This is a genomic window from Corynebacterium tuberculostearicum, assembly GCF_046097255.1.
Lineage (GTDB): Bacteria > Actinomycetota > Actinomycetes > Mycobacteriales > Mycobacteriaceae > Corynebacterium > Corynebacterium tuberculostearicum_J.
Genome location: NZ_CP175770.1, coordinates 2029105 through 2054138, shown reverse-complemented (window position 1 = coordinate 2054138; position 25034 = coordinate 2029105). Strand labels below are relative to the sequence as shown.

At 59.5% G+C, this 25034-nt stretch carries 21 protein-coding genes; 12 read left to right on the top strand and 9 right to left on the bottom strand.

Features of this window, described 5'->3' with window-relative positions; all coding sequences use genetic code 11:
* Nucleotides 1–41: 41 nt before the first annotated feature.
* From ACKFRY_RS09750 to ACKFRY_RS09740, 3 genes are all read left to right on the top strand, one after another.
* Entirely contained in the window at nucleotides 42–1745 is a 1704-nt protein-coding gene (locus ACKFRY_RS09750; protein WP_408922772.1) for a carboxylesterase/lipase family protein, read from the top strand.
* 81 nt (nucleotides 1746–1826) lie between these two features.
* Nucleotides 1827–2675, top strand: coding sequence for a DNA primase (locus ACKFRY_RS09745; protein ID WP_408922771.1), 849 nt, complete (start codon nucleotides 1827–1829; stop codon nucleotides 2673–2675).
* Nucleotides 2676–2849: 174 nt separating this feature from the next.
* Complete coding sequence (locus ACKFRY_RS09740) at nucleotides 2850–3692, top strand: hypothetical protein (protein WP_408922770.1); 843 nt, start codon at nucleotides 2850–2852, stop codon at nucleotides 3690–3692.
* On the opposite strand, the gene ACKFRY_RS09735 is transcribed toward ACKFRY_RS09740, so the two are convergent.
* Nucleotides 3689–4213: a hypothetical protein gene (locus ACKFRY_RS09735; protein ID WP_408923427.1), complete on the bottom strand. Its 525-nt coding sequence runs from the start codon at nucleotides 4211–4213 to the stop codon at nucleotides 3689–3691. The two genes, ACKFRY_RS09740 and ACKFRY_RS09735, sit on opposite strands and share 4 nt — an antisense overlap.
* Nucleotides 4214–4319: 106 nt before the next feature.
* On the opposite strand from ACKFRY_RS09735, the gene ACKFRY_RS09730 reads away from it, so the two are divergent.
* Nucleotides 4320–5561: an MFS transporter gene (locus ACKFRY_RS09730; RefSeq protein ID WP_408922769.1), complete on the top strand. Its 1242-nt coding sequence runs from the start codon at nucleotides 4320–4322 to the stop codon at nucleotides 5559–5561.
* Nucleotides 5562–5575: 14 nt separating this feature from the next.
* Here ACKFRY_RS09730 and ACKFRY_RS09725 read toward each other — a convergent pair whose 3' ends face one another.
* Both ACKFRY_RS09725 and ACKFRY_RS09720 read right to left on the bottom strand, forming a co-directional pair.
* Nucleotides 5576–6868 carry an Nramp family divalent metal transporter gene (locus tag ACKFRY_RS09725; RefSeq protein WP_239277909.1) on the bottom strand — a complete coding sequence of 431 codons (1293 nt, stop codon included), beginning with the start codon at nucleotides 6866–6868 and terminating at the stop codon, nucleotides 5576–5578.
* A gap of 93 nt (nucleotides 6869–6961) precedes the next feature.
* Nucleotides 6962–10084, bottom strand: a complete 3123-nt coding sequence (locus tag ACKFRY_RS09720) for a DUF3427 domain-containing protein (RefSeq protein ID WP_408922768.1) — start codon at nucleotides 10082–10084, stop codon at nucleotides 6962–6964.
* Between the two features lie 367 nt (nucleotides 10085–10451).
* Here ACKFRY_RS09720 and ACKFRY_RS09715 point away from each other — a divergent pair, with 367 nt between their 5' ends.
* Nucleotides 10452–10655, top strand: a complete 204-nt coding sequence (locus ACKFRY_RS09715) for a hypothetical protein (RefSeq protein WP_239191599.1) — start codon at nucleotides 10452–10454, stop codon at nucleotides 10653–10655.
* On the opposite strand, the gene ACKFRY_RS09710 is transcribed toward ACKFRY_RS09715, so the two are convergent.
* Nucleotides 10642–11037 carry a (deoxy)nucleoside triphosphate pyrophosphohydrolase gene (locus ACKFRY_RS09710; protein WP_005323485.1) on the bottom strand — a complete coding sequence of 132 codons (396 nt, stop codon included), beginning with the start codon at nucleotides 11035–11037 and terminating at the stop codon, nucleotides 10642–10644. The two genes, ACKFRY_RS09715 and ACKFRY_RS09710, sit on opposite strands and share 14 nt — an antisense overlap.
* Before the next feature lie 133 nt (nucleotides 11038–11170).
* Between ACKFRY_RS09710 and ACKFRY_RS09705 the strand changes: the two genes are divergently transcribed.
* On the top strand, nucleotides 11171–12517 hold the full coding sequence (locus ACKFRY_RS09705) for a YjiH family protein (protein WP_005323483.1): 1347 nt from the start codon (nucleotides 11171–11173) through the stop codon (nucleotides 12515–12517).
* A gap of 8 nt (nucleotides 12518–12525) precedes the next feature.
* On the opposite strand, the gene hutG is transcribed toward ACKFRY_RS09705, so the two are convergent.
* Nucleotides 12526–13458 carry a formimidoylglutamase gene (hutG, locus tag ACKFRY_RS09700; RefSeq protein ID WP_005323467.1) on the bottom strand — a complete coding sequence of 311 codons (933 nt, stop codon included), beginning with the start codon at nucleotides 13456–13458 and terminating at the stop codon, nucleotides 12526–12528.
* A 30-nt stretch (nucleotides 13459–13488) separates the two neighbouring features.
* Here hutG and ACKFRY_RS09695 point away from each other — a divergent pair, with 30 nt between their 5' ends.
* Nucleotides 13489–14265, top strand: a complete 777-nt coding sequence (locus ACKFRY_RS09695; protein WP_408922767.1) for an IclR family transcriptional regulator — start codon at nucleotides 13489–13491, stop codon at nucleotides 14263–14265.
* A 78-nt stretch (nucleotides 14266–14343) separates the two neighbouring features.
* Entirely contained in the window at nucleotides 14344–15897 is a 1554-nt protein-coding gene (gene hutH / locus ACKFRY_RS09690) for a histidine ammonia-lyase (protein WP_408922766.1), read from the top strand.
* On the opposite strand, the gene ACKFRY_RS09685 is transcribed toward hutH, so the two are convergent.
* Nucleotides 15875–16666: an SGNH/GDSL hydrolase family protein gene (locus tag ACKFRY_RS09685; RefSeq protein WP_408922765.1), complete on the bottom strand. Its 792-nt coding sequence runs from the start codon at nucleotides 16664–16666 to the stop codon at nucleotides 15875–15877. The two genes, hutH and ACKFRY_RS09685, sit on opposite strands and share 23 nt — an antisense overlap.
* Before the next feature lie 189 nt (nucleotides 16667–16855).
* Between ACKFRY_RS09685 and hutU the strand changes: the two genes are divergently transcribed.
* Both hutU and hutI read left to right on the top strand, forming a co-directional pair.
* Nucleotides 16856–18532: a urocanate hydratase gene (gene hutU / locus ACKFRY_RS09680; RefSeq protein ID WP_408922764.1), complete on the top strand. Its 1677-nt coding sequence runs from the start codon at nucleotides 16856–16858 to the stop codon at nucleotides 18530–18532.
* Nucleotides 18533–19702 (top strand): imidazolonepropionase, encoded by a 1170-nt coding sequence (gene hutI, locus ACKFRY_RS09675; protein ID WP_408921268.1) that lies wholly within the window; start codon nucleotides 18533–18535, stop codon nucleotides 19700–19702.
* Here the strand turns inward: hutI and ACKFRY_RS09670 are convergent.
* On the bottom strand, nucleotides 19699–20313 hold the full coding sequence (locus ACKFRY_RS09670) for a hypothetical protein (protein ID WP_408922763.1): 615 nt from the start codon (nucleotides 20311–20313) through the stop codon (nucleotides 19699–19701). The two genes, hutI and ACKFRY_RS09670, sit on opposite strands and share 4 nt — an antisense overlap.
* Before the next feature lie 373 nt (nucleotides 20314–20686).
* On the opposite strand from ACKFRY_RS09670, the gene ACKFRY_RS09665 reads away from it, so the two are divergent.
* Both ACKFRY_RS09665 and ACKFRY_RS09660 read left to right on the top strand, forming a co-directional pair.
* Complete coding sequence (locus tag ACKFRY_RS09665; RefSeq protein WP_408922762.1) at nucleotides 20687–22546, top strand: DEAD/DEAH box helicase; 1860 nt, start codon at nucleotides 20687–20689, stop codon at nucleotides 22544–22546.
* Nucleotides 22547–22694: 148 nt separating this feature from the next.
* Nucleotides 22695–23921 (top strand): HNH endonuclease signature motif containing protein, encoded by a 1227-nt coding sequence (locus tag ACKFRY_RS09660; protein WP_408922761.1) that lies wholly within the window; start codon nucleotides 22695–22697, stop codon nucleotides 23919–23921.
* 20 nt (nucleotides 23922–23941) lie between these two features.
* On the opposite strand, the gene ACKFRY_RS09655 is transcribed toward ACKFRY_RS09660, so the two are convergent.
* Together ACKFRY_RS09655 and ACKFRY_RS09650 are read right to left on the bottom strand one after the other, a co-directional pair.
* Nucleotides 23942–24391: a DUF2269 domain-containing protein gene (locus tag ACKFRY_RS09655; RefSeq protein ID WP_200435163.1), complete on the bottom strand. Its 450-nt coding sequence runs from the start codon at nucleotides 24389–24391 to the stop codon at nucleotides 23942–23944.
* 44 nt (nucleotides 24392–24435) lie between these two features.
* Nucleotides 24436–25014 carry an HNH endonuclease family protein gene (locus tag ACKFRY_RS09650; protein WP_200435164.1) on the bottom strand — a complete coding sequence of 193 codons (579 nt, stop codon included), beginning with the start codon at nucleotides 25012–25014 and terminating at the stop codon, nucleotides 24436–24438.
* Between the last annotated feature and the right edge of the window lie 20 nt (nucleotides 25015–25034).

Genomic DNA, 25034 nt, shown 5'->3' with positions numbered 1-25034 from the left:
TGAGATCGCCGAGGGCGTGCAAGCGACCTAAGCTAGTGGGTATGGTTACGCCGCACGAGAACAACCGCGACTCCGAGGGTTTCCCTCTGGAGGAGTCTTCCGCGGCGGCGCGCCTTAAAGCGAAACAAGCGCACGAACGCGCCCGCCGCGCGCACGAAGAGGCCCAAAACGCCCTGGCAGATGAGCTCACCGTGCGCACTACCTCCGGGTGGGTGCGCGGCGTTATAGAGGAAGACCTGCGCACCGATCGCCCCATTAGCGCCGGGCCGGTGCTTACCTGGCGCGGTATCCCGTTTGGTGATACCACCGCCGGGGACAACCGCTTCCGCGCGCCGCAGCCCGCACCGGCCTGGGAGGGTGTGCGCGATTGCAGCCAGTTCGGCCCACCGGCCCCGCAGCCCACGTATTCCTGGACCGATCGCATTATCGGTTCCGAGGACTGCCTGCACCTCGACATCGTGCGCCCGCGCACTGAAGAGAAGCTTCCCGTGGTGGTCTACCTGCACGGCGGCAGCTTCATTATGGGCTCGTCCCACATGCTCATGCTCCGCGGTTTTGAGCTGGCCACCCGCATGGACGTGGTCTACGTATCCATTAACTTCCGCCTCAATTCCCTGGGCTACTTGGATCTGCGCAGCCTGGGCGGGGACTGCAGCGCTAACCCGGCGGTGGCCGATCAGATCCTGGCGCTGCAGTGGGTGCGCGACAATATCGCGGCCTTTGGCGGTGATCCTGATTCCGTCACCCTCATGGGCGAATCGGCCGGTGGCGCGGCGGTGCTCACCCTCATGGCGAGCCCGGCCGCGGAGGGCCTCTTCCACCGCGCCATTGCCCAGTCCCCGCCGATTGCCATGATCCATTCCCGCGCCCAGTCCACCTTGTGGGCGCGCGAGCTGGTCCACCGCATGGCCTTGCCCCGGCGTACCTCGGTGGAGGACCTGCGCCAGGAAAACTTTGCCGATCTGGTGCGTTCGGGCCAATCCATGATGTGGCGGGCCGGCGAGCTCATTCACCTCAATTCCTGCTACGCGCCCACGGTGGATGATGAGCTCATTCCGGAACACCCCATCGCCGCCTTCGAAAACGGGCATCAGCACCAGGTTCCGCTGCTCATCGGCACGAACTCGGACGAGGCTAGCTTTGGCAAATTCCTCTTCCAGCGCCAAAGCTCCCGCGAGCGCGCCGCCTTGCGCCTCCTGGCTTCCTTCGATCCCCAGCACGCCCCCGAGGTCGTCGCTGCCTATGACGGCGCGGTGGCCCGGGAGGACTTTGCGCACCTGCTTGCCGACGCCCTCTTTTGGGCACCCTCCACCCGCATCGCCGCCGCCCATGCAAAAGTGGCACCGACGTGGATGTATCGCTTCGACTTCGCCTCTGCCGTGCTCAAATGGCTCGGCCTCGGCGCCATGCATTCGATGGAGCTCGGCAATGTCTTCGGTGACCCTTACTCCTCGCGCGCATCTTTCCTTACCAATTGGGGCTCGCGCGCGGAGATGGAGGAACTTACCGCCACCATGCAGCAACACTGGTCCGCCTTTATCCACGGCGGCCGCCCGGAGATGAGCTGGCCACGCTACGGGTCCAACCACCGCGCCACCATGATCTTCGATGCCGCGGCCTATATTGAGCACGCGCCGCACGAGCTCAAGCGGCAAGCCTGGGAGGGATACCACATGTTGGAGTGGGGAAGTGGGCGCCCGGAGCTGGTGAGATCTTTGGGCTTCCAACCATCCGGGTGGGAATAACGGTAGACTCCACAGTGACCGCGGGCGGCGGCTTGCCTACCGTGGGAACCTCTGCTTCCGAAGGATGGATTTTAAACCACCATGAGCTTTTTCGAAGATATTGCTTCTGCATTGGATGCCGAGGGCATCGAGTCCCGCGTCAACGATGACGTCATGTTCGTTCCAATCACCTCTGATCTGGAAATCCAATTTATTGAAATCGATCCGCTTCTCCCCGCCGCGAACGTCTACATTGCCGCGGCGGATGTTGATGAAGACGATGAGGAATTCGAGGCAGTCCTTGTCTCCGTCGCCTTCTCTGTAGACGATGCCGTGGAGGCGGTGTCCCGCCACATCGCTACCGATCAGGTGGTCACCGTCCTGCGGGACCTGCTGGAGGGCACCGATGAGCGCATCGCGGAACTGGAATTTGCCCAAGATGAGCTCAACCCGCACCTCGTCGTGGCTGAAGTGGCCAATGACTCGGAGCTGCGCGTACTCGTGGAAACCATTGACGGCGTCCCGTCCGCCATCGTCCGCTTCCTCGCCTTCGACTTCGACGAAGACGATCTCGATGACATGGAGGATGAGGCAGTCGCCCTCGCGTGGGAAGTGGACGAAGAGGATGAGGACCTCGACGAGGCTGACCGCCTCGCCCTCTTTGATAACGCCGAGTTTGATGACGTTCCCATCGTGGAGGTTCCCGCCGAGGCCCTTGAGCTTGGCACCTACACCGACTTCGATCGCCTCTTTGATGTCCTAGGCCTCGTCTCCGAGCAGGCCCTGGACTGGGAAGCACAGCTCGTCTCCTTCGATGACGAAGACTACGAAGAGCCCGATGTCTACGATATCTTCGGCGAAGACGACGAGGACGAAGACGAGGACTACTTCGACGGCGACGATGTCGACCTGGACGACGAATCCGACAGCCCCGAAGCTGACGAAAAGTAATCCCGGCCTTCCCATAGCCCAGCCCCGCCGCCTCCCGCGGCCAGGCTGGGCCTTTCCCGTTTTAGGGGCCCTTTTGTGTTGCTACTTTCGCGCGCCGCCAATTAGGCTTTAGGGCATTCCCAGCCTGCAGCTGGAAATCCGCCCTAAACCTAGCCTTGTGAGGAGGAGAAGACCATGGCGATGACCCGCGATACCACGTGGCGCTACGTCCTTGTTGTAGTAGCCGTGGCACTCTCGCTTGCCGCGTGGTTTTGCACCGTCTTTGGGGTGTACTCCACGGTAAATGTGACTTTCGAGTCCTACCTGACCGCCAGCGTCTGGGTCCTCCTCCTAGCGGCCGCGGTGCTGCTATATACCTCGCAGCATGGGCTGGTGCCTAACTGCATCCTCCTGTATCCGATCTTCGGCGCCTCCATCAACCTGCTGTTGGGCTCGTTGACGGTGCGCACGCAGGTGCCGATGTTCTTCGATGCTGTCGGCACCGCCATCGTCGCCATCATCGCCGGTCCCGTGCTCGGCATGGCCACGGGGCTTACCACCACCGTATTGGGTGGAGTGTACTTTGCCTATGATCTCGCCTTTGCGCCCGTAGGTATCTTTATCGGTGCCGCAGTAGGCCTGCTGGCTCGCCGCGGGGTATTCAACAAGCTGTCGTGGATCATTTTCTCCGGCCTCGGAATGGGCATCGGCTGCGGCGTGATGAGCGTGTACGTGCTCATCTTTTCCTTCAGCGGTCGCCCGCGCAAGGGGCCACAAAACCTCACCAAGTTCTACGAGATGATTTTCCAAGACGAGCGCCTGGCCATCATCTTGCAGGGCCTTACCTCGGACATTTTGGATAAGGTCTTTACCGTCCTCATCGCCTGCTTGGTCCTGCGCTTTATGCCAAAGGTAATTGCCCGGCACTACACGGTGACCTTCAACCACGAGGTGATGAGGAAGGTGCTCCACGCGCCTGACCCGCATGCAGAGTCAGACGCATCTGCGCAGTCAACACAACAGCGCGCGACCGCCTAGGCGGCTTGGCTGAAGCCGGCGAAGAGCGACTCGGGGGAGTGGACCGGCTGATAGGAGCTATCCACGAGCCACACATAAGTGGCATTCGGGCCACGGGAGACCTCGTGGACTGCACCCACCATCTCTGCCGGCACGAGCGTGCGTATCCAGCCCTCGGCCACAGCTGGATCTACCGGCTGACCAAAGTTCTCGGTAATGCGGATGGTAATCAGATACGCCGGAATGCGGTCTTGCCCAAAGCCGCGCACGCGGGCCTTCACGCGCGCACCCACACGGTGGCGGGTAATGCTCATGCAATACTCTCCGCCCGGTCCACCGGCGGGCGTCGGCAGTTGCTTTATCGGTGGGCGCCAGGTGGGAGTAGGGCGCGCTAGGGAACGCGGGTGGTGAATGATGGCGGCGATGGAATTGATGGTGTCATATTCGTGGTAGAGCAAGTCCGCCGCAATCTCGGAGGCGGACTGGGGCAGGTTCATTGCGGTGGGCTGGGGAAACTTCTTTTGTACGTTGTGCATGGCCATCACACTAGAACCCCGCGCGGACATAGACCCACCAAAAACGAACGCATGTTCGAGCCCAAACTGTAAATGGCTTTCCCTGACACCAAGGATTAGAGTTGCAGCCGATATGATGAATGCACGCAGTGGGGAAGTAGAACAAGAGGAAGCGCCCAAGATTCCGCGCGAAATCTGGGTCATGGTCACGGCTGCCTTTATTATCGCTTTGGGCTATGGCCTCATCGCCCCGCTGCTTCCGCAGTTCGTGGTGAGCTTCGATGTCTCCATGGCTGCCGCGGGCCTTGTGGTCTCCATCTTCGCCGCTTCGCGCCTTATCTTCGCGCCCATGTCCGGCACGCTTGTGGATCGCGTCGGCTCGCGCCGCGTTTATCTCATCGGGCTCATGACCGTCGCGGTGACCACGGGCCTAGTCTCCATTGCGCAAAGCTACTGGCACATCGTGGCCCTGCGCGCCCTGGCCGGCATTGGCTCGACCATGTTCACCGTCTCGGCCATGGGTCTTATCGTGCGTATGTCCCCGCCGACGATTCGCGGCAAGTGCTCTGCCACCTACGCCACTGCCTTCCTGCTCGGTAACGTCGCCGGCCCCGTTCTTGGTGCCAGCCTGTCCTTCCTGGGGTTCCGCTGGCCATTTTTCATCTACGGCGTGGGCGTGGCGCTGGCCGCGTTCGTCGTCTGGTGGCAAATGCCCCGCGTCAACCACAAACAAGCCAGCAAGGATAAGCTGCCACCCATGCGCCTGCAGGAGGCCTGGGGTGATACCGCCTACCGCGCGGTGCTGACCTCCAACTTTGCCCATAGCTGGATCAACATGGGCGTGCGCGTATCCGTCCTGCCGCTTTTTGCGGCCTCCATCTTCCACAATGGCGCGGCCGCCTCCGGCCTGGCGCTCGCAGTCTTTGCGGCCGGCAACGCCATCGTGTTGCAGTTCTCCGGCAAGTGGTCCGATATCCACGGCCGCAAACCACTTATCCTCATCGGCCTCGTTGGCTCCGCCATCTTCATGGTGCTTATGGGCATGGCCACCAGCGTGTGGTTCCTCTTGCTCGTCTCCGCCTTCGCCGGCGCCTCTTCCGGGCTTATCAACCCCTCCCAGCAGGCCGCGGTGGGCGACATCGTGGGCAATGACCGCTCCGGCGGCAAGGTGCTATCCACCTTCCAGATGGCCGGAGACTTCGGCCAAATCTTGGGCCCCATGCTCATTGGCCTGCTTGCCGACGCCTCCGGCTTCCCCCTCGCCTTCACCGTCTGCGGTGCCATCGCCTTCATCGGCATCATTGCCTGGGCATTCGGCCGCGACCCGCACGCCGGGGTGGGGAACAAGCCGAAGCGAGTGCCGCAGGGGAAGTAGGCACTTATTCTCGGCTAGAGAATTTCAGCCAATTGGGAAACGCAAAGGTAAACGAAGGCAACGGAGATTACCGCCATCAAGGTGTTGACGATCCAGCCGTTTCTCCATTGTTTCGGGGTGTGTTTGGTATTCAGCAGGACCAAGAGGGTAAGGCCTAAGAACGGCATAAACAATGCGCCCAGGACGCCGTAGGCGATGATGAGTCCGGTTGGCTTTCCAAGGAGCAAAAGCAGCATTGGTGGGAAAGTTAGCCAGATGAGGTAAGCGCGGTAATACTTTCCACCAGTACTGGTCCGGGGATCGCCTTGCGGGATCTTTTTGAGGTGACCGATGTAGTCGGCAAACATCAGGGATACACCGTTCCAAACACCAAGGCAGGAAGAGAACGCGGCGGAGAAGAACCCGACGATGAACAATTTGGACATGAAAGTCCCGTAGCGTTCCTCTAGTACGTCCGCCATATCAACGAGACCCTGATCATTATCGGAGACCGCGACGTTGGCGCTGTAGAGGAGTTCAGCACCCAGCGCGAGTGTGGCTAACACAAAAATTCCGGTAACTGCGTATGCCACCGCATTGTCCATACGCATGACCTGCATCCATTTCGGTGTGTACCATTCCTTTTCTCTCAGCCAGTAGCCATAAGCGGCAAGCGTGATTGTGCCGCCCACTCCGCCGGCGATGGACAACACGTAGACGAAGGAGCCATCCGGAATCTGCGGTACCAAACCGCCGATAACTTCGGGAAGGTTCGGGGCCGTAATGGCTGCGATACCCACCACGGTGACAAACATGATTCCGACCAAGATGGCTGATAGCTTCTCGAAAAGCTGATACCGCCCAAGCCAAGTTAGAGTAAAGCAGGATATTCCGGCAATAATTGCCCACATTTCTAGGCTGGTACCTGGGAAAAGAGCGCTAAGAGCGAGACCAGCGCCGGACATCGATGCAGCACCGTAGACAAGACCCCAAATAACGATATAAGGGGCAAAATACCAGGAAGTCCACCGTCCCAACTCGCGCCAGCCATGGAACATCGTGTTTCCGGTAGCAAGGCTATACCGACCGACGCCTTCGACCAGCACAATTTTCATAATTGTTCCGATAATGACCGCCCAAAGGAGTGCGTAGCCATAGCGTTGACCGGCAATCATGGTGGCAACTAGGTCGGCTGCGCCGACGCCTGTTGCGGCCGCAACTAGCCCCGGACCGACCAGGGTCCATTTCACTCTTGTCTGGTCGGTTGATTCTGTGTCGTGCTTGCCCCCTGCAGGCCGGGCGGAATTCGATTCGCTGGTCTGGCTCATAGCACCCTCTCGATTGATTGTGTTTCTAATCACTATAGGGAGAGTGCTGTCTAGTATCAGGAAAACGAGGAATTCAATTCCTCGAGCGGAGATTTAAGCCACCGTTCTTCCCGCAGCATAGAGAGCCTTGGGCATTGACCTCTGGAGCTTCCACTCAAATTGAATTGGCTTTTCTCCATGGTGGGAAACATAATCCACTGCACCGAGGTAGGTATATGCGCTCGCTGTCCCTACTTTGTTTTTCTTGGTAAAGCGCGAGGCAATGAGAATTTTTCCATCTCGCTCCTGATGGCCGATATATCGCCTAGCCGCCTTTGATTTCAAAGTCGTTGTCGATTGAGATTCCCAGTGCAACAGATCGGGTGCTATTGGATAGTCTCGGTAATTCGTGGAGGCACTGACTTGCTCGTCCTTTTGAAACGTCACCAAGAAAAGATCAGTGTTGATATCGGGAAAATATTTCACACCTTCGCGTGGCAGGTTTACAAGCTGGTGAAGGCTTCCCGACTCTAAAGCACCAATAAGCTCGGCCAACGAGTAATCCGCATGCGTCTCCAAAACTGAACTATCGCTATGTTGTGGAACGATGCGTGAGGAGTCACTGCTCAGTCGCATAACCTGCTCCAATTCCCAAGCAACTTGTGGATGCTGGCGCAAAATCGTCAAGGCCGCGTCATAGGATCCAGGGTGCGGAGAATTTGAGTTTGCCCAGAATCCGAGTACGAGCATTCGGGTGAAGGCCTGGTCGGACGGCTCCATGTCGGCGTAGTGAAGACTTGGGGTGGAAAGGATGCGCAGATAGGCATCGATTCGGTGTGGATCGTTGACGTGAAGGAAGACTCGAATTCTGTTAAGTAGAAATGATTCGGTCTCATCGGCCTTTTGCTCTAGTAGGCCTTCTTCTCGAAGAAGCCGTGTCCACGAATATTTCGACGGGCGGTAGATATCCTCTAGTTGCAGGTTAGAATCCTCAAGGAACTCTTTGAGATTCGTGGTTCGAATTTCAGAGAGCAATGCACGCACTTTCCGTAAGGAATTTCGTGAGACCTTCTTAACGTTTCGGAGAACCTGCTCGGTCGTCGATTGGTCGAACTGGATATGCGAACCCGGTGGGGTGGTGGGGAAGCCCTGCTCAATTTCTTCAGCTAAGCGCTTGCCCCGCTTCCGGGTTAAGGCATGGAATTTTCGCTCAAAATCAAAATCGACGTGCTGCTGTCCAATGAAATCGAGAATGACGCAGGAGTCCTTGCCTGGAGATAGACGAAGACCACGACCCAGTTGTTGTAGAAAGACCACAGGGCTTTGTGTCGGGCGGAGCAAAAGAAGGGTGTTAACAGAAGGAATATCAACGCCCTCATTAAATATATCTACAGAGAACAGGACTTTGACGTCGCCAGTCTCCAGATCTTTGATGGCCCGAGCACGCTCGGTGGCGGTGAGATCGCTTGTGACAGCTCGCGCTGGGATTCCAAATTGCTGGAATTGCCGCGCCATATATTCTGCGTGGGCAATCGTGACGCAAAAGCCGATAGCTTTCATCTCTGAGAGATCGAAGATGCGTCGGTTTAGCTCGTTAACAATGAAGCGGGTGCGCTTTTCTCCCGCTTTGATGTAGAACTCGGAGAGCTCTTCGGTGTTGTAGTCCTTTTTGCCTCGGCTCCATGTCAATGAGGAAAGGTCCGTTCCGTCGGCAATCCCGTAGTAATGCATGGGGACTAAAAGCTGTAGACGCAATGCATCCCACAAACGAAGTTCATGAGCTACGCGATAGTCAAAGTATTTCTGGACGTTTTCTCCATCACCACGTTCTGGTGTTGCCGTTAAACCCAGGAGCTCTTGTGGCTGGAGGTGGTCCAAAAGTGCTTTATAAGTGGGGGCTTGTGCGTGATGAAACTCGTCGATTATTACGACATCAAAATGGTTGCTACTTAGGTTTTGTAAACGGGAAGCGCTGAGAGATTGCACGCTGGCGAACACATAGTCCCAGCGGCGAGGCTGAGCGCCGTCGACTAGCAGCTCGCCAAAGTCCGCATCTTTAAGCACTTCCTGGAATGTCCGGCGGGCTTGTTGAAGAATTTCTTTCCGGTGTGCAACGAAAAGCAGCCGAGGGCGTCGCTTCCATTGTTCGCATAGGTTCCGGTAATCCAATGCGGCAACTACCGTCTTTCCTGTTCCTGTAGCAGCAACCAGGAGGTTCCTATGTCGATCTTTTACCTCACGCTCTGAGCGTAGCGCCTCGAGCATCTCTTCTTGGTAGGGGTAAGGAGTTACCTCAAGGCCAGATAACTCCAGTTGGCGAAGCGCCCCGGAGTTTTCGCCACCCTTGGCGACGCGAAGAGACCGCTCGAGTCTCTCCATGTCGCGATTAGGGTCGAAGGTCTTGAAATGACTGTCGTGCCAGTAGCTATCGAAAGTCTTGATGAACTTATCGATTACTTCAGGAGTCGCGGTATTGGACCCGCGGACATTCCACTCCCAACCATCGACGAGAGCAGATCGGGAAAGGTTGGAACTGCCGATAAAGGCAGTATCGAACCCGGATTTTCGGCGGAACAGCCAAGCTTTGGCATGAAGGCGAGTGGATTTGTGCTCATAGCAAATCTTTACTTCGGCCTGATATTTCTCAACCAATCGCTTGAGCGCTGCTGCGTCGGATGCACCGCAGTAGGTAGAAGTGAGTAGCCGGAAAGGGATCTCGTTATCGCGAAGGTACTCGAGTTGTCTATCAAGAACGCTGATGCCGGAGTTCTTGATGAACGCACAGAGCAGATCAACCGAATCAGCAGTTTTGATTTCTCTCTCGATTTCGCTGGTTAAACTAGATTCTCCTTGGGCGTTAGTGAATAGTGCACTCTTGGTGAGTGAAACATCCGGAAGCAGGGGAGGGTCCGCCAATCCGGAGTTGTATACGGCGTAGAGGAGTTCTTCGGAATCAATCTCTTCATCTTCACCCAGTAGAAGCGCGATGTTGTTGATTAGGGCAACCCGGTCTTCGGGTGACTTTAAACCGTATAGCCGTCGCTCTAGAAGTGAACCAATGTGTTGTGAAACCGCCGAGGTATAGCGGCCATGAGCTTCTTCATCGGAGCTTCTTCCAATACCGAATCCTGCAGCAGGATGTTGGTTTAACGTTTCGTTCATGCGTTCACGGATTCGGGCCGTAATAGGGGTCTCGTAAACGCCGAAAGGTAGGGAAGAGTCAGGGTTAGTACTCATAATGACCAAATTCTAAATGCTACGAAATGCAAATTGGCTGATTCAAGGATTGGCGAAGTAATTTTTCTCCAGGCGGTGTTGCCCTTCAGTGATTTTGAGGCATGGCATTCACTAGAGTTCTTTGGTCTCAATTAAGAAGAGCAATCCCCGCAGTCTAAATTTTTATCCCTGTTGATTGGAGACTGGATTGAGAAGTCCAAAATGGCTACGAGATGAGATTCTGTTGGTCGCCGAAATCGGAATCCGTTTAGGATGGCCAGCTACAGGACCTAAGGAGGAAATATCTCGGGTTTCCAAACTACTGGCTAGGGGAGTCATGTATGGAGACGAGTTCCAGCCAGGTCCTAAATTTAGGAATGTCAACGGCGTGAGCCGAAAATACTTTGATCTCTACTCGGCGCGACCCTCCTATGAAGGGCAAACGACAAACGGAGGCAAGGCAACGCAGGAAATCGCAGCGTTGGCGGAATCCGATCCGCAATTGGTAGTGCGTTTGGCGGAGGATATCCGCCGCATGCTGGCAGAAGGAAAATACGAAAGGAAGAATCTTTCTTTTCTCAGCTGTGACTAGAAGCAATAGCTTCTACTGCCGGGATATCTGCGGGAGCCCACGCCAGGTGTGCGGCCTCTGTGGAGGTAACCCATTTTGTAGCGTCGTGATCGGTCAGGCGTAGGTCGCCGTCGACAAGCGTGCAGTAGAAAGTGGTTAGCTCAATGGTCGCAAATTCGTACTCATAGGTTGTTGTCGTCACTTTCTGGCCGACCTCGGCGATGAGGTTGAGCTCCTCGCGAATTTCGCGAGCTAGAGCTTGCTCAGGGGTTTCGCCAGGCTCGATCTTTCCACCCGGAAATTCCCAGTGGCCTTCCAATGGCTTGCCTGGTTTCTTGCGGCAGGCGAGGAACCGCTCGCCGTCGTGGAAGACGGCGCCAACGACGCGAATGGGGTTAGACATGACTCCATTGTGCCTTGGATCTCGGAAACATCTAGACAGTGAGCTGTTACTTAGATAACATATCCCCAATGTTCGCGTAAGGCTGTCACGCGGGCTTGATTTTTGTATGCAAGCTTGAGGGGACGGTTTTACTGTGACTTCTACCGAATCTGTCTACACCTCGCACCAGAGCCATGACGGGGAAATCCCGCAGCCTGGGGGACGGTGGAAACTCTTTTTATATAGCGCCATCGGCGCGTTCGTATTCTTCCTGCCAGTGACGTACCAGGATAAGCGCTCCATTCCTTTGGACCACATGGTCACCATGGTGCGCGAGGGGATTCCAGCGGCGGTGCCGTGGATTATCTTTGCCCTTGCTGTCTATGGCACGGTGCGCAGCTTTACCACCGGGGCGTTTAAGGAAAGCGCGCTGCAGGCGGTCTTCGCGGTGCTCAACATTGTGGGTGCGGTGATCTCTTTCCTCATGGTCATCGATGCGCTGCCGTGGGTGTTGGGCGATGAAGACCTAGTGCCGTTCCTGTGGAATTCCATCGCGATTCCGGTTGGGCTCATCGTGCCTATCGGTGGTGCTTTCCTGGCGTTTCTCATTGGCTTTGGCTTGCTGGAATTTGTTGGCGTGCTCATGCAGCCCATCATGCGGCCGCTGTGGAAGACGCCGGGGCGCTCCGCCATTGACGCGGTGGCCTCATTTGTGGGCTCGTACTCGCTGGGCATTTTGGTGACCGACCGCGTCTACCAAAAGGGCGGCTATACCGGGCGCGAGGCGGCCATTATTGCCACCGGCTTTTCGACGGTCTCTGCGGCCTTCATGGTCATTGTGGCCAAGCAGCTTGACCTGATGAAAATCTGGGGCACCTACTTTATTGTCACGCTCATCGTGACCTTTGTGGTGACGGCCATTACCGTGCGCATTCCGCCGCTACGCACCATTCCAGATGAGTACTTTGCAGAAGCACACCCAGACCCGGAAAAGCCGGTGGAGGGCTCGCGCATCAAGAACGCGTGGCGCGAAGCAATGCTGGCATTGCAGCGCGCGCCGTCCTTGTGGGAGTCCATCTGGGAGAACCTGCGCGATGGCGTGCGCATGGCGGCGGCCATCGTGCCTTCCATCATGTCGGTGGGCCTTATTGGCCTACTGCTTGCGCGCTTTACGCCCATCTTCGAGTGGATTGGCTACCTGTTTTATCCGTTCGCGTGGGTAGTGCAGCTGCCGGAGCCGGTCCAGGCCGGCAAGGGCGCGGCCATGGGTATTGCGGAGATGTTCCTGCCCGCCACCGCAGTGGCAGGCAGCGACAACATGGTGGTCAAGTTCGTCATCGGCGTGGTGGCAGTCTCCGCCATCATCTTCTTCTCCGCGCTGGTGCCGTGCATCTTGGCTACCAAGATTCCGGTGAAGCTCACCCACCTGGTCATCATCTGGTTTGAGCGCGTGGCGCTGACCATCCTCATCGCCACGCCGATTGCCCACCTGCTGTTTTGAGCTAAGCGCTAGGCCCCGAGGTGGGCCGTGACGATGTCATCGATAAGCCGCGCCGCTGCCTTGGCGGTGCGGTTATCTATGTCAAAGGTGGGGTTGAGCTCGACGACGTCCACCAGGGCTAGCTTGCCCGTTCGCGCAATAGCCACGGCCATGGCGCGGATGCGCTCGTAGCTGACGCCTAGCGACGCCGGGGCGGATACGCCCGGCGCGGTGGATGCTGGCAGGACGTCGAGGTCGATGGATAGGTGGACCTTGTCCTTGCCCTCGGTGGCTTGGGCGGCAAGCTCGCCGCATTCGGCCGGGGAGAGGTTGACCAGCTCTTCGTCAAGGGTGATGGCTACGCCGAGGGACTCGGCTTCGTCGAAAAGCACTGCGGTGTTATTGGGGCGGGAGATGCCCAGCACGGTGTAGTCGAAGTCATCGGTGAGCTCCGAAATCTGCTTGAACGGGGTGCCGGAGGTGGCTTGATCGGCGCGGCGCAGATCGAAGTGGGCGTCTAGGTTGATGATCTTGGTGGCGCCCACCGCGCGGTAGAGGCCGCGGTGTGAGCCGAAGGCGGTCTCGTGACCGCCGCCCAGAATGATGGGGAGAGTGCCGGCTTCGACGAGCTCCTGCACCTTATCGGAGAGCGCATCGTGGGCGCCGTCGAGGTCGTCGGCTTGGGTGGTGATCGTGCCGGCGTCGGCAAGCGCATGCGCATGGTGCACTGCCAAGGAACCCAGCGCGGAACGCAGCGCGGCCGGGCCTGCGGCTGCACCCTGGCGGCCGCCATTGCGCAGCACGCCCTCATCGGAGGCAAAGCCCACCAGGGTTACCGGGGCGGGGGAGTCGGTGGACTGATTGATAACGCTATGCCAGCGGGCATGCTCGGGGCCAGGGCCATCGGAGCGGCCGGACCATTCGGGGGCGAGGGTGAAAAGTTCAGCTTCTTCAGTGTTCATGGTTACCGAGGGTAGGTAAAAACGCGGGATATGGCAGGAAAATTCTGCCTACAATCACTAAGTGTGAGTACAAATCGAGTTCCAGCGGCCCGTCACGCGTTAGAGATTCTTAAGTTGTTATCGACGATTGACGTACCAATTTCTGCTGCCAGGATACAAGGCGAACTGGGACTGCCACGGTCATCTACGTATCACTTGCTAGCGGAGATGGTGGATGCCGGCTTTGTGGCGCACTTGCCGGAACATAAGACATATGGCCTGGGCCTTGCGGCCTATTCCATGGCTTCGGCCTATGTAACTCAACAGCCTTTGGTGCGAATGGCTACTCGGGACTTGGAACGGTGCGCGGATCTGGTGGGTGGATCGGGGCACTTGTCTCGTATGGCTGGATCGGAAATCTTGTACTTGCAGGAGGTCCGTGCTGCAGGGGCAATCTCTTTGGTGACCGAGGTTGGTGTGCGATTGCAAGCGCATAAGACGGCGTCCGGGCGCGTAATGCTGGCGCATCTTCCTGACGCGGAGGTGCGCGCCGCATTCGATACTGCGGGTGGTAGTGGCTTTTCTGCTTTGAAGGAGCGCTTGCGGTTGGTGGCCGCGCGGGGTTGGGACCAAGAGGTGGAGGAAATTACTCGTGGCCAGGCTTCTGTAGCGGTGCCCATTCTGGACCATCTGGACCGCCCAGCGGCGGCGGTGGCGGTGACGTATCCGGTAGGGACGCCAGATGCAAAGGTGGATGGCGCCATTCGGGCACTGCAGGAGGCGTCAGACAAGGTGGCGGGGAAAATGTACCGCAATCGAAGAAAGTGATGTAGCATACATCTATCGCGTTGGGTTGTCGCGCGACACATTTTTGATTATCAATCCCTACTCCAAGGAGTTTTTGCCATGCCTAACGCTTACCCATCCACCGTGACCGTCAATGTCGGTGCGCTGAGCATCGAGGACGTCGTTGCCGTTGCCCGCTATGGGGCGAAGGTGGAGATTGCGCCCGAAGCTCTCGAAGAAGTGGCCGCTACCCGCGAGCGCGTGGAAGAACTGGCACAGGATCCCACTCCGGTCTATGGCATTTCCACCGGCTTTGGCGCGCTTGCTCGCCGCCATATCCCAGAGGAGATGCGCGCCCAGCTGCAGCTTTCCCTGGTGCGCTCGCATGCTGCGGGAACTGGCCCGGAGGTGGAAGAAGAGGTCATCCGCGCGCTTATGCTGCTGCGCCTGTCCACCTTGTGTACCGGTCGTACCGGCGTGCGCCCCGTGGTGGTAGAAACCTATGCCAAGGCGCTGAACGCTGGCATCGTTCCGGTGGTGCGCGAGTACGGATCGCTGGGCTGCTCTGGCGACTTGGCGCCGCTGGCTCACTGCGCGCTGGCCCTGCTGGGCGAGGGCGAGGTGCGTGTCAACGGAGAGCTTAAGGATGCGGGCGACGCCCTGGCCGCTGCCGGAATCGAGCCGTTGCAGCTGCGCGAGAAGGAAGGTCTTGCGCTTATTAACGGCACCGATGGCATGCTCGGCCAGCTCTGCCTGGCCATTACTGACCTGCGCGCGGCCGCAAAGACCGCCGATATCGCTACTGCTATGACCGTGGAAGGACTGCTCGGCACCCTCGTGGTCTTTGCCGATGACCTGCAGCAGCTTCGCCCGCACCCAGGCCAGGCCGATGCCGCGGCGAATATCCTCCAGGTGGCTGAAGGCTCGGAGATCCTGGAGGCCGCGCTCGAGGAGTTCAAGAAGAACCAGGTGCAGGATGCCTACTCCGTGCGCTGCGCCCCACAGGTTGCCGGCGGGTTCCGCGATACCCTGGCCCACACCGCCCAGGTGGCCGAGCGCGAGCTGGCCGCCGCCGTGGATAACCCGGTGGTGACCAAGGACGGCCGCGTGGTCTCCAATGGCAATTTCCACGGCGCGCCGGTGGCCTATGCGCTCGATTTCCTCGCCATCGTCACCGCGGACTTGGCCTCCATTTCCGAGCGCCGCACCGACCGCTTCTTGGACCCGGCGCGCAACCGCGGGTTGAATGCTTTCCTTGCTGATGACCCTGGTGTGGACTCCGGCCACATGATCGCGCAGTACGCCCAGGCTGGCATCGTTAGTGAGATGAAGCGCCTAGCTAATCCCTCCTCGGCCGATTCCATTCCGTCTTCGGCCATGCAGGAAGACCACGTGTCCATGGGCTGGTCCGCCGCCCGCAAGCTGCGCAAGGCCGTTGATGGGCTGCAGCGCGTGCTCGCCGTAGAGATCCTCACCGCCGCCCGCGCCATCGACATGCGCGAGGGCACCCCGGCCAAGGGAACCGGCGCGGTGATTGAGAAGCTGCGCGAGACCGTCGAAGGCCCCGGCGTGGACCGCTACCTCTCCCCGGAGATCGAGGAGACTGTACGCCTAGTCAAGGAGGGCGCTCTTATCGACGCCGTCGAGGACGCTACCGGCCAGCTGCGCGGCTAAGGGCTTGGGCCATCGCCACCTGTCCTGCGTGGGTGGGGTGCATGGGGAAGGAATTAGTCTCCTGGCCCGTAAAATCCACCCACGGCGAGGGGGAGCAGGCGGTGTGGTCTAGGGCGGCGTCGGCAAGCACGTAAGTAGCCCCATTGCGCTCGGCGGCCTCGCGCACCGCCTGGTTGATGCGCTCGATGGAGCCTGCCAACCATTCCCGGTCACTGGCCGGGATTTTTTCTATGTAGGGGCAGGTCTCCCCGCGCTTTATCAGCGGAAGGTAGCCGGTGGCGAGGATCTTCGCATTAGGGGAGCGGCGGCGAATCTCCTCGTAAACCTTGTCCAGCCGGCGGGGCAGATCGCGGATTTCCAGGTCAATCTGCGCGCCGGATTGCGCCTGGCAGATATCGTCCGTGGCGCACTGGGTAAGGCGCACGAAGCTGGCGTCATTGCCGCCGATGGATAGGCTCACCAGGTCGGTGTCCTCGCGTAGGGCGTCCACCTGGGCGGGGTGCTCGCCGGCCGAGGAAAGCACGTCGAGGGTGCTAGCGCCCTGGCAGGCGACATTGGTGAGCTCTGCGCCCATCTCCTTGGCCGCGAGCTCGGGGTAGGAATCCTGTGCGCGCACGCAGGTATTGGGCGGATCCAGTGGCAGCGTGGTCGAGCCCATGGCGGCATAGGAATCTCCTAGCGCCACATAGTGGGGCGGCTGCGGTTCCTCGGCGGGGGTGGAACAAGCGGCGAGGAGGGCCACGGAAAGGAGGGGGATGAACCGACGCATGCAGGCCATCGTAGATCACTCCGCGGGTGTCTCATATACGAGACAGTTCGGGTTCGTGTGGCATGGTACACAGAGCTAGGTCACAGTACCTTGTGACATGTGACGCTGAACAAGTCCTCGGGGACAGCCCCGGGACACCGGCCTAGGGGGCTTGGGAAGGCGTCGAACAAGCACGACGAAAGGAAGCCCATGTCTCAACCACGCGAAGTACGCGCGCCGCGCGGAACCGAACTGTCCGCCAAGTCCTGGCAGACCGAAGCGCCCCTGCGCATGCTCATGAATAACCTCGACCCCGAGGTTGCCGAGCGCCCCGAGGACCTCGTGGTCTATGGCGGTACCGGCCGCGCAGCACGCAGCTGGGAAGCCTTTGACGCCATCGTTGAATCCCTCAAGGACCTCGAGTCCGATGAGACCCTGCTGGTGCAGTCCGGCAAGCCGGTGGGCATCTGGAAGACCAACGAGTGGGCACCTCGCGTGCTCATCGCTAACTCCAACCTCGTGGGAGACTGGGCTAACTGGGAGCACTTCCGCAAGCTCGAGGACGAGGGCCTGATGATGTACGGCCAGATGACGGCCGGCTCCTGGATCTACATCGCCACCCAGGGCATCCTGCAGGGCACCTTCGAGACCTTTGCGGCCGTGGCGAAGAAGCGTTTTGGCGGCAGCCTGGCCGGCACCTTCACCCTGACCGGTGGCTGCGGCGGCATGGGCGGCGCACAGCCGCTGTCCGTCACCCTCAACGGCGGTGCCTGCCTCATCGTGGACGTGGACGAGACCCGTCTGAAGCGCCGCCAGCACAAGCGCTACCTGGATGAGGTTGTCACCGACCTCGACGAGGCCCTCAAGCTGGTCTTGGATGCCAAGGAAAACAAGAAGCCCCTGTCCGTCGGCCTCGTGGGCAATGCCGCCGAGGTCTTCCCGGAGATCCTGCGCCGCCAGCGCGCCGGGGAATTTACCGTAGACATCGTCACGGACCAGACCTCCGCACATGACCCGCTGTCTTACTTGCCTTCTGAAATCACCATGGAAGACTGGCACAACGAGGCCAAGGCGGATCCGACCACCTTTACCAAGAAGGCGCGCGAGTCCATGGCCGCCCAGGTCCAGGCCATGGTCGAGTTCCAGGATGAGGGCGCCGAGGTCTTTGACTACGGCAACTCCATCCGCGATGAGGCCCGCAAGGCCGGCTACCAGCGCGCCTTCGAGTTCCCGGGCTTCGTTCCGGCCTATATCCGCCCGCTCTTCTGCGAGGGCCTGGGACCCTTCCGCTGGGCCGCGCTGTCCGGCGACCCAGAGGACATCAAGGTCACCGACCAAGCACTCAAGGAGCTCTTCCCGGACAACGAGCACCTGCACAACTGGCTCGACGCCGCCGAGGAGTACGTCGAGTTCGAGGGTCTGCCGGCACGCATTTGCTGGCTGGGCTACAACGAGCGCCACAAGGCCGGCTTGCTCTTCAATGACCTGGTGCGCGACGGCAAGATCAAGGCGCCGATCGTCATCGGCCGTGACCACCTGGATTCTGGCTCCGTGGCCTCCCCGTACCGCGAGACCGAGGCCATGCTCGATGGCACCGATGCCGTGGCTGACTGGCCGCTGCTCAACGCGATGACCGCCGTATCTTCCGGCGCTACCTGGGTTTCCCTCCACCACGGCGGTGGCGTGGGCATGGGCCGCTCCATCCACGCCGGCCAGGTCACCGTTGCAGACGGCACCGAGCTCGCCGCGGCCAAGCTGCGCGCGGTGCTCACCAATGACCCGGGCATGGGCGTTATCCGCCACGTCGATTCCGGCTACACTCGCGCGAAGGAGGTCGCCGACGAGCGCGGCGTCCGCATTCCGATGGAATTCAAGGCAAGGGACTAGATGAGCACACTTTTTACCGGCATTTCAGAACTCCGTACGGTCAGCGAGCGTGGCACGCTTAACGACGCCGCCATTATCGCCCAATCCGGCACCATCGCCTGGGTCGGCCCAGCCTCCGAGGCACCGGCCGCCGACGAGAAGGTGGACTTGGGCGGCCGCGCCGTCCTGCCCGGCTGGGTAGATTCGCACACCCACATGGTCTTCGACGGTGACCGCTCCGCCGAATTCGAGGCCCGCATCTCCGGCGGTTCCTATGAGGCAGGCGGCATCGCCGTGACCATGGACGCTACCCGCCAGGCCGGCACCGACCGCCTGGACAAGCTGGTGGCGGACCGCGTGGCCGCCGGCCGCCGCGGTGGCACCACCACCTTCGAGACCAAGACGGGCTACGGCCTAAATACCGAGTCCGAGGTGGAGGCCGCCAAGGTAGCCTCCCGCCACGTCGATGACGTGACCTTCTTGGGCGCGCACCTGGTCCCGCCGGGAGCGGACGCGGAGGAGTACCTTGACGAGGTCGTTGGCCCCATGCTCGAGGGCGTTGCTCCCTACGTGCAGTGGATCGACGTCTTCTGCGAGCGCGGCGCCTTCAACGAGGAACAATCCCGCCGCGTGCTGGAGGCCGGTAAGAAGTTGGGCCTGGGCCTGCGCGTGCACGGCAACCAGCTGGGCGAGGGGCCAGGCGTTGCCCTCGCCGTCGAACTGGGCGCGGCCTCGGTAGACCACGTCAATTACCTCAGCGACGAAGACGTCGAGCTGCTGGCCAATTCCGATACCGTGGCCACCATGCTCCCGGCCTGCGACCTGTCCACCCGCGAGCCGCTCGCCCCGGGCCGCACGCTTCTCGACGCCGGCGCCACCCTCGCCATCGCCTCCAACCTCAACCCCGGCACGTCCTATACCTCCTCGATGAATTACTGCGTGACCACCGCGGTCCTGCAGCAACACCTCTCCGTCGATGAGGCCATCCACGCCGCCACCACCGGCGGAGCGACCGCCCTGCGCCGCCACAACGTTGGCAACGGCCTCGACCCGCAGGGCCGCCCCGCTAAGGGCACCATTGTGGAGGGCGCCGCCGCGGACCTGCACGTGCTCGACGCCCCCAGCGCCGTGCACTTGGCCTACCGCCCAGGCATGCCACTGAGCTATCGCACCTTTATCGCCGGAGCCTAGCGCTCCTCTAGAAAGGTCGCCGCTATCTGATATAGTCGGCGGCCTTTTTCTTTTGTCATATGCAGCCACGCGTCTTTTTTGCCGATAAAGACCGCCCGCGATCCATCCGGATCTTCTACCATAAAGAGGGTTTCTTCGTCTTGTGCACCATGAACAGTCCATGACTCTGGGTCGTAGAGGCGACGGAAGCGCCCTAGCTCTATCTCTACGTCCGTGCGGGTGATAGCCGGTGGCCGGTAGGGGAGGTTATCGGGGCCGTAGTCCTTTCGCGGTCCTTTTCTTTCTCCGCGCTCAAAGTCGCTATAGAGCTCGCTCACCTGGGCGCGCACCAGCCCATTGTTGTCCTCCGTGGATTCTATGCGCAGGCATAAAGGGTGCCGAGGCCGTGAAGTAAAGCAGGAGTATAGGCGGCCTACCTTAGGCTTATCAACAGCACTAAAAGTCACAAACTTGGCACGAGATGCGAAATCAAACTCCACCGGAAAGTAAGTAGTTTTCTCGTTGTCCACCACGCTGCCAAGGCTAAGAAGCTTAGGACGTGCGGCGTGTTCAGTGCGGTGAAAGCGCACTGGATCTAGCTCCACCACATAAAACTCAAAATTGTCCTCCACCTTAGTTATGCGAAAAACGGGGTTTAGGTGAAAGCGGCGGTCTGTAATGTGTACAAACTCGCCATGCTGTGGCCGACGGCTGCGCCTAGTGGGGTAGATCAGGCCCGTAGACAGCGAGGACAGATAAAGATCTACCGGAGGGTCCAGTTCCGTGCTGAACCCTGGATACGAACTTAGCTTGGCACGGATACGTGCTTGGTCGTAAAGGAACCGTGGGCGTGGATGAGACATGAACTGCACCTTAGAAGAAGGACGCGACGCCACGCTTCGGTGTTTTCGAACTGCTTCGAACATTGCAGGAAATCTGGGCTAGGAAAGCCGAGGAGCTGCGCAATGGAGTTTGTGGCTGCAATCGCGTAGGGTTGGTGAAGCAATGAGCATTACCGATAACGCCACCGGCGGCGTCAACGAGCCGGAAGATTTTAATAAGTCGGAATCTCAGGACAACTCGCAAGGTGTCACCAAGGACACCAGGGCTGCGAATACTTCTGAGGACACCGGCGCTGAGTCCGAAGATTCAGCCAACGACAACTCCCAGGGGTTCGCGCATCTTGGCCTGCCAGAGAAAATTCTGGAGGCCGTTGCGAAAGTAGGCTTCACCAAGCCTTCCCCCATTCAGGAAGAAACCATCCCGATCTTGATGGAAGGCCGCGACGTTGTCGGCCTTGCCCAGACCGGTACCGGCAAGACCGCAGCCTTTGCGCTGCCGGTTCTGTCGCAGATTGACACCAAGGCCCGCCATCCGCAGGCCCTTGTGCTCGCTCCCACCCGCGAGCTGGCCCTGCAGGTGGCGGACTCCTTCCAATCCTTCGCCGAGTCCCTCAAGGGCGTCGAGGTGCTGCCTATCTACGGTGGCCAAGCCTATGGCATTCAGCTTTCCGGTCTGCGCCGCGGTGCGCAGGTTATCGTGGGCACCCCGGGTCGCGTCATCGACCACCTGGAGAAGGGCTCGCTGGACCTGTCCCAGCTGCAGTTCCTCGTCCTCGATGAGGCCGATGAGATGCTGAACATGGGCTTCCAAGAAGACGTCGAGCGCATCCTGGAGGACACCCCGGACCGCAAGCAGGTGGCGCTTTTCTCGGCCACCATGCCGAACGCTATCCGACGCCTGTCTAAGCAGTACCTCGACAACCCCGCCGAGGTCACGGTGAAGTCCGAGCGCCGCACCAATGACAACATCACGCAGCGCTTCCTCCTCATTCCGCACCGCGCAAAGATGGATGCCTTCACCCGCATCCTCGAGGTCATCAATTACGACGCCATCATCGTCTTCTGCCGTACCAAGCACGAGACCGAAGAGGTGGCCGAGACCCTGCGTGACCGCGGTTTCAGCGCCGCCGCCATCAACGGCGATATTGCGCAGGCTCAGCGCGAGCGCACCGTCGATCAGCTCAAGGATGGCCGCCTAGACATCCTCGTGGCTACCGACGTCGCCGCCCGTGGCCTCGACGTTGAGCGCATCACGCACGTGGTGAACTTCGATATCCCGAACGATACCGAGTCTTACGTGCACCGCATCGGCCGCACCGGCCGCGCTGGACGCTCCGGCGAAGCCATCCTGTTCGTCACCCCGCGCGAGCGCCGCATGCTGCGCTCCATCGAGCGCGTGACCAACGCCCGTCTGGAAGAGATGGACCTGCCGTCCGTCGATGAGGTCAATGAAAAGCGCAAGGAAAAGTTCGCGCAGTCCATTACCAACTCCATGGACAATAAGCAGGCGGACTTCTTCCGCACCTTGGTGCGCAAGTACTCCGAGGACAATAACGCGGCCATGGATGACATCGCTGCAGCCCTCGCCGTCATGCTGCAGGGTGGCAAGAACTTCCTGATGGAAGACAAGCCGCTTCCCAAGCCGAAGCGTGACCGCGACCGCCGCGATGATCGCAAGCGCGATTTCAAGAGCGGCGGCAAGGGTCGCGGCCCCAAGCGGCCGGACGGAGACTTTGAGACGTACCGACTGGACGTCGGCAAGCGGCAAAATGTGCGCCCAGGAGCCATCGTGGGTGCTATTGCCAACGAGGGTGGCTTGTCTGCCAAGGACTTCGGCCGCATCACCATCGCGGTGGGCCACACCCTGGTTGACCTGCCAAAGAACCTCGACCCGGCAGTGCTGGATCGCCTGAAGGATACCCGCATTTCCGGCCAGCTGATCAAGATTCAAAAGGATACCGGCCGCCCGCCACGCCGTGATCACGGCGGCGGACGCAAGCGCGGTGGGCGCTGGCGCGACTAGCATTTTCGACTCAATGGGCCTCTTCGGAGGCCCATTTTTTCGTGCCCTTTGACCTGCGATTTTACTATAAACGGGGGTAGTGTGTCGGAGGCGTTTTGTATACTGAAAGCGCAAACATGTTCTAGAGAAACTTCTGCGGGGGAAGTCCATGAATGCGCCCTACTTTGCCAATACCAATCCAGCAAATTCCACATCACAAGCAGCAACAGACATTCGCAAGGCCGAATACCTCCTTTGGAAACGCCTGCATCCAGACCCGGATGACGATATCGAAATAATTAGCCAATCACTGTCGGATCTCACCGGAACGCGCCAGTCCCGAATTAGAAATATCATTTTCGCCTTTGAGCGATTACAGGAGCTGCCGCGCCTTAAAGCCCGGCAGGAAGAGCATTACCACTTAGATTTAGACCGCTTAATCACTATTGACCAGACGCTGTCCAAGTTAGGCGAGATTGACGCCGAAAAACGCCTGCTTATCGACGCCGAATTAACCACCTACCTCACCCCCAAACGCCCCAACCAAAAATTACCGTCCCATCGCAACCTGCGGCGAAAGCTTCGGGAGCTCATTGTCCGCCTCGATCCGACCATCGCCGCACGCGACCCACGGCGCAAGGAGTCCTATCACCTTGAGCCTACGGGCGGGGAGTGGGCCGCCGTTTGTCTCGACGTGGGCTTAGAGACTGCCGAAATCATTGACCGAAATATTCGCGGTGTGGCCACAGAGAAGGACATTTCCTTGGCGCAAGCGGCGGTCGAGTTGCTCACCGGTGAGGCCGAAGCCAAGGCGAAGGTGGTGCTCAATATGTACCGGTGCGATCTGCCGGATGCTCCCGCCTTCGTCCAAAGCTTGGGTTGGGTTTCGCCTGAGGTGGCCGATGACATGCAATCGCGGGCCACGACCGTGCGCGACATGGAGAAGGCGGCAGAAGATGAAAGCGGAAACTACGTCACCCCGCCGCATATTCGCGCCTTTGTGGAAGGGCTCGATGGAACCTGCCGGTGGCCCGGATGTACGCGGCCGGCGATGGCTTCCCAGATGGACCACCGGCATGACTTCGCTGACGGAGGACCTACTTCGGCGGCAAACTTGACCTGCCTGTGTCAACATCACCACAACATCAAGACTGATGGGCGGGCGTTTTATATCAAGGACCCGATTAGCGGGGACGTCGTCTGGCTCTTTGAAGATTCGACTTGGGTCTATGACGAAGCCAGCGGGCCGCTCGCGCCGAAGAATCGGAGGTGGGCGCAGACTGTGGCGCAGGCGACGCGGCGGCGTCGAGAAAATGCGCACGAAGATGCGCAAAAGCTGAAGGAAGAGCTAGAAAACGAGAAAAGGGACAGTGAAGACACTGTCCCAGAGGAGTAAATGGCTTTTTAGAAGGCCACTTAGAAGTTGACGTACATCAGGATGAGGCAGATGATCCACAGAAGGTTGAATACGCCGCCGAATGCGGACAGCGGCTTCTTTGCTGCCGCGTAGTTGAAGGATTCAGTGGACTCGAGGGCGGCCATTGCCTTCTTCTGCTTTGGCAGAATGACGAAGAAGAGCAGGCACCATGCGATGATGGCAACCAAGATGGCGATGTGGAAGTTCACTTCGGACTTGTAAGCGCTGATATCGGAAAGGAATACGCCGAGGCCGAGGATAGGCACGATTGCAGAGATGTAGCCGTAGGTATTGGTGATGTTGTGCAGGACGCGAGCGGAGCCGAGCGCCGCGTTGTCACCCTGTGCTGCCTTGGCCATCTGGGTCTGGAAGCTAGAGGTGGATACGCATACTGGGCCGATCAATAGAATGGCTGCGGCCACGTGGAGGAATACAAGGAAAGAAGTCATTGAAAGAACCCTTCAATCGCGGAAAGTTGCCACGTCAACCCTAATCAATTTCCGGTGAGTACGGCTAACCGACATTGCCTTTGCATCACCCGCACGTCCTTGGAAGGCAGGGGAAGAGCGTACTTTCGGGCTATGTCAACAAGGCGGCGGGAATAATCGCAGCGGTTGGCGGGAGGTAGCCATTCCGCGGGAAGGGCGTCTGACTTTTCTTGGTTGAGCTCACGGCTGGTGGCTACGAGATTGAGCGGGTCGTTGCCAAAGCGGACCTTGGTTTCGCGGTCCCACTCGGACGCGCCCAGGTCATAGGCCGCGGAGAGGGGGAAAATGTGGTCGATCTCAATGGGCGAGGTAGCGGGAATGGTGGTGCCACTATAGGGGTCATAAAGGGTCCCGCTGCGAGCGTGGCAGGCGTGGAGGGGATCGCTGGATTGGCTTTCTAGAATGACCTCGCGGGTGGTGCAGGCGCCGTGGGGTTGCCAGATGCCGAAGTCTTCACGGTTGTAGCCGGCGGCTTCGGGGCGGGAGGGGAGAGTGGTGACGTCAAAACGCGGAAAAGGCCACGCATACCATGCGCCGATAAGGACGGTGATGCATGATAGCGCGGCCAGGTAATAGGACTTCATGTCCTATTGGACTGCGAGGA